The following is a 3,090-nucleotide window of genomic DNA, read 5'->3' as shown; positions in this document are numbered from 1 at the left end:
CATAATCGAGCTTTAAATTTTGCAAGATGGTTTGATGCTCAGTCGAAAGTTCTCCCGCCATGAGTGCAACCTCATAAGATCCCACTTTCCATGTTTCAACAATGGCAGTGTATTGCCCTGTGAAAAAATCGATATCTTCAAATTGCTGTGGCGTTAACTGTTCAGCAAAGACGATCCAATTGGCCTTTTTTTTATCCAATTGTGTTGCAAAGCGTGTTTCAGGAAGACGATTCAGCAAGGTGGTATGTTTTCTAATGCGTAACGTTTTTACAGCGTCCATGTCCACTTTCCTTTGTTATGATTGCAAGACGTTACCCTATTGCAATTTGAAAACGCAAGTCTCAATATGGGTTAAGTGTGATTTTTTCAGGTTAACTGTCTATGGATGGCTCACTTTTTTCATTTCGTGTCGTATTACGCGGTTTCGTCATGCTGTTATTGATCGTGATGTTTTTGGTCACCATTCAAAATAGCGTGGTCATTAGTAAAGGTAATGAACGTATTCAGGCTAAACAACTGGAGACATTAACCAAGGTATTGATCAACCAAGCCTCTCTTTCTGCAAGTGCGATGTTGGCCGAACAAGATCAAGAGCGTTTGTTAGCCCTCACCAACCAACTCGCGCAGGAACGTTTAGTTTTTGATGCAACCATTTATGATGCGGAAGGTGTGAAACTGGCAGCCAGTGATGCCGCACTCAGTGCTCGCGAAGTATTAGGGTTAGATACGCCTTTACAAACAGCAAGTATTGGCCGACAACAATTGGTAGAACCAGTCCTGCATGATGGGAATATCATTGGTTTTGTTCGGCTTACCTTTGAAACAGGTAAAGTGACTGCTATTTCCGATCATCATTATCGTAAAAGTGATCGTTATATGTATTTGATGTTACTGATGAGTTTTATTAGTGGTGTATTGATCACCTTACTATTACGTCACCAATTAAAGTCAAAATCAGTGAGTGAAAACTGGTTACTGAAACAGACCCACTAAAAAGCCCCAGCGCTTCGCTGAGGCTTAACTTTTCCATCTCAAACTTAATCACTTAATTAAAAGTTCGCTTGGTCACCAATAAGAATCGAATCTAATGCGATTTCAATCATTTCATTAAAGGTGGTTTGACGCTCTTCAGAGGTAGTTTGTTCACCGGTTTTAATGTGATCAGACACGGTACAAATCGCGAGTGCTTTAGCGCCATATTCCGCTGCAACGCCATAGATCCCAGCCGCTTCCATCTCAACTCCGACAATGCCATATTTATCCATCACCTCAAACATGTCAGGATCTGGGGTATAAAACAGTTCAGCAGAGAATAAATTACCGACCTTCACATCAATACCGCGAGCTTTCGCCGCTTCTTCGGCCGCTTTGACCATTTTGTAATCTGCAATAGCAGCAAAGTCATGATCTTTGAAACGAATACGATTCACTTTCGAATCCGTACACGCGCCCATACCGATAACGACATCACGCACTTTAATTCCTTCGTTAACGGCACCACAACTACCGACACGAATAATTTTTTTGACCCCAAAGTCTTTAATCAGCTCAGTCACATAAATAGAGCAAGAAGGGATCCCCATGCCGTGGCCCATCACTGAGACTTTGCGACCTTTGTAGGTTCCGGTATAACCAAACATATTACGGACGTCACATACTTGTACGACCTCTTCAAGAAAAGTTTCTGCAATGAACTTGGCCCGTAGTGGATCCCCTGGCATAAGTACAACGTCTGCAAAATCACCCAACTGAGCATTAATATGTGGAGTTGCCATATTTTTATTTTCCTATGTTGCGTTTTTCTAACCCACCCTAGGGTCTGTTGACCTTAGCATAAATTAGGCAAAATCTCGCTAGTAACGTTTTTTGCTCAACTCAACCAACCGATTGAGCTGAGCCTTCGTTCACTTTTTATCTGTTATTAATAATTATAAAAAGTTTTTTCCGTAATCCATCGCAGATAGGCCAAAATAATACGCAATGCTTTGTCCGATATCAGCAAAGGTTTCTCGCAAACCTAATGTCCCTGGAGCCACTTTTTGGCCAAAGACCAGTACCGGAATGTGCTCTCGCGTATGATCTGTTCCCATCCAAGTAGGATCACAACCATGATCCGCAGTGAGTATTAGCAGATCATCAGCTTGCATCTGGGCAAGAATTTCAGGTAAACGTCGATCAAAGTATTCCAGTGCCGCCGCATAACCGGCCACATCACGACGATGCCCATAAGCTGAATCAAAATCAACAAAATTGGTAAAGACGATGGTGTTATCACCCGCTTGCTGAATTTGCTCCACCGTGGCATCAAACAGTGCAGGAATGCCTGTCGCTTTCACTTTCTTAGTAATTCCACAGTTAGCGTAAATATCAGCAATTTTACCAATCGAAACCACTTGTCCTTGTTTTTCTTCAACTAATTTCTGTAATACGGTTGCTGAAGGTGGCTCGACGGAAAGATCGCGGCGGTTACCAGTCCGTTCAAATTGTCCTTTACCTGCACCAACAAACGGACGAGCGATCACCCGACCAATGTTGTAATCGGCTAACTCTTCACGAGCAATTTGGCACAATTCAAGCAGACGATCTAAACCAAATGTCTCTTCATGACAAGCAATTTGAAATACTGAATCGGCTGAGGTATAGAAAATTGGCTTACCCGTCGCCATATGCTCTTCCCCAAGATCATCAAGCACTTGCGTCCCTGATGCGTGGCAATTACCAAGAAATCCCGCCAAACCAGCACGCTTTAAAATGCGATCGGTTAGCTCGGTAGGGAAGCTGTTTTCTTTATCACTAAAATAGCCCCATTCGAACAACACGGGTACACCCGCAATTTCCCAATGCCCTGATGGGGTATCTTTTCCAGAAGAGAGTTCAGCGGCGTGTCCATAAGCACCGATAATGTCCGCGCGTTGATCCAACCCTGGGGCAAATTGTCCTGTAGCTTCTTTGTGTGCCATCGCTAACCCTAACTTGGAGAGATTAGGTAAACATAAAGGCCCTTGGCGATCGGCATTATCGGCTTTGCCTTGTTGGCACTGCTCGGCAATATGACCTAAAGTATCAGCGCCAACATCACCAAATTTTTCA

General features: G+C 43.3%; 4 protein-coding genes. 1 reads left to right on the top strand and 3 read right to left on the bottom strand.

Going from position 1 to position 3,090, the window contains the following annotated elements; translation table 11 throughout:
- A partial coding sequence (locus B7C60_RS19085; protein WP_425445509.1) for a DUF5609 domain-containing protein occupies positions 1-280 on the bottom strand: 280 nt, incomplete at its 3' end.
- Positions 281-381: 101 nt separating this feature from the next.
- On the opposite strand from B7C60_RS19085, the gene B7C60_RS12045 reads away from it, so the two are divergent.
- The gene (locus tag B7C60_RS12045) at positions 382-993 is read left to right on the top strand and encodes a YtjB family periplasmic protein (protein WP_099611857.1); all 612 of its coding nucleotides are present in this window, start codon (positions 382-384) and stop codon (positions 991-993) included.
- Between the two features lie 56 nt (positions 994-1,049).
- Here the strand turns inward: B7C60_RS12045 and deoD are convergent, their stop codons facing one another.
- The gene (deoD, locus tag B7C60_RS12040; RefSeq protein WP_099611856.1) at positions 1,050-1,775 is read right to left on the bottom strand and encodes a purine-nucleoside phosphorylase; all 726 of its coding nucleotides are present in this window, start codon (positions 1,773-1,775) and stop codon (positions 1,050-1,052) included.
- 153 nt (positions 1,776-1,928) lie between these two features.
- Positions 1,929-3,090: phosphopentomutase (locus tag B7C60_RS12035; RefSeq protein WP_245869290.1), on the bottom strand; the 1,162-nt coding region annotated here is incomplete at its 5' end.

The sequence above is a fragment of the Vibrio fujianensis genome, assembly GCF_002749895.1.
In the GTDB taxonomy this organism is placed as follows: domain Bacteria; phylum Pseudomonadota; class Gammaproteobacteria; order Enterobacterales; family Vibrionaceae; genus Vibrio; species Vibrio fujianensis.
The sequence above is the reverse complement of the archived record's forward strand: the minus strand, read 5'-3'. Positions and strand labels throughout refer to the sequence as shown.

Bases quoted from the DNA above. Each gene is read 5' to 3' on its own strand.
- B7C60_RS12045 (WP_099611857.1), top strand. From the start codon at position 382: ATGGATGGCTCACTTTTTTCATTTCGTGTCGTATTACGCGGTTTCGTC.
- deoD (WP_099611856.1), bottom strand. From the start codon at position 1,775: ATGGCAACTCCACATATTAATGCTCAGTTGGGTGATTTTGCAGACGTT.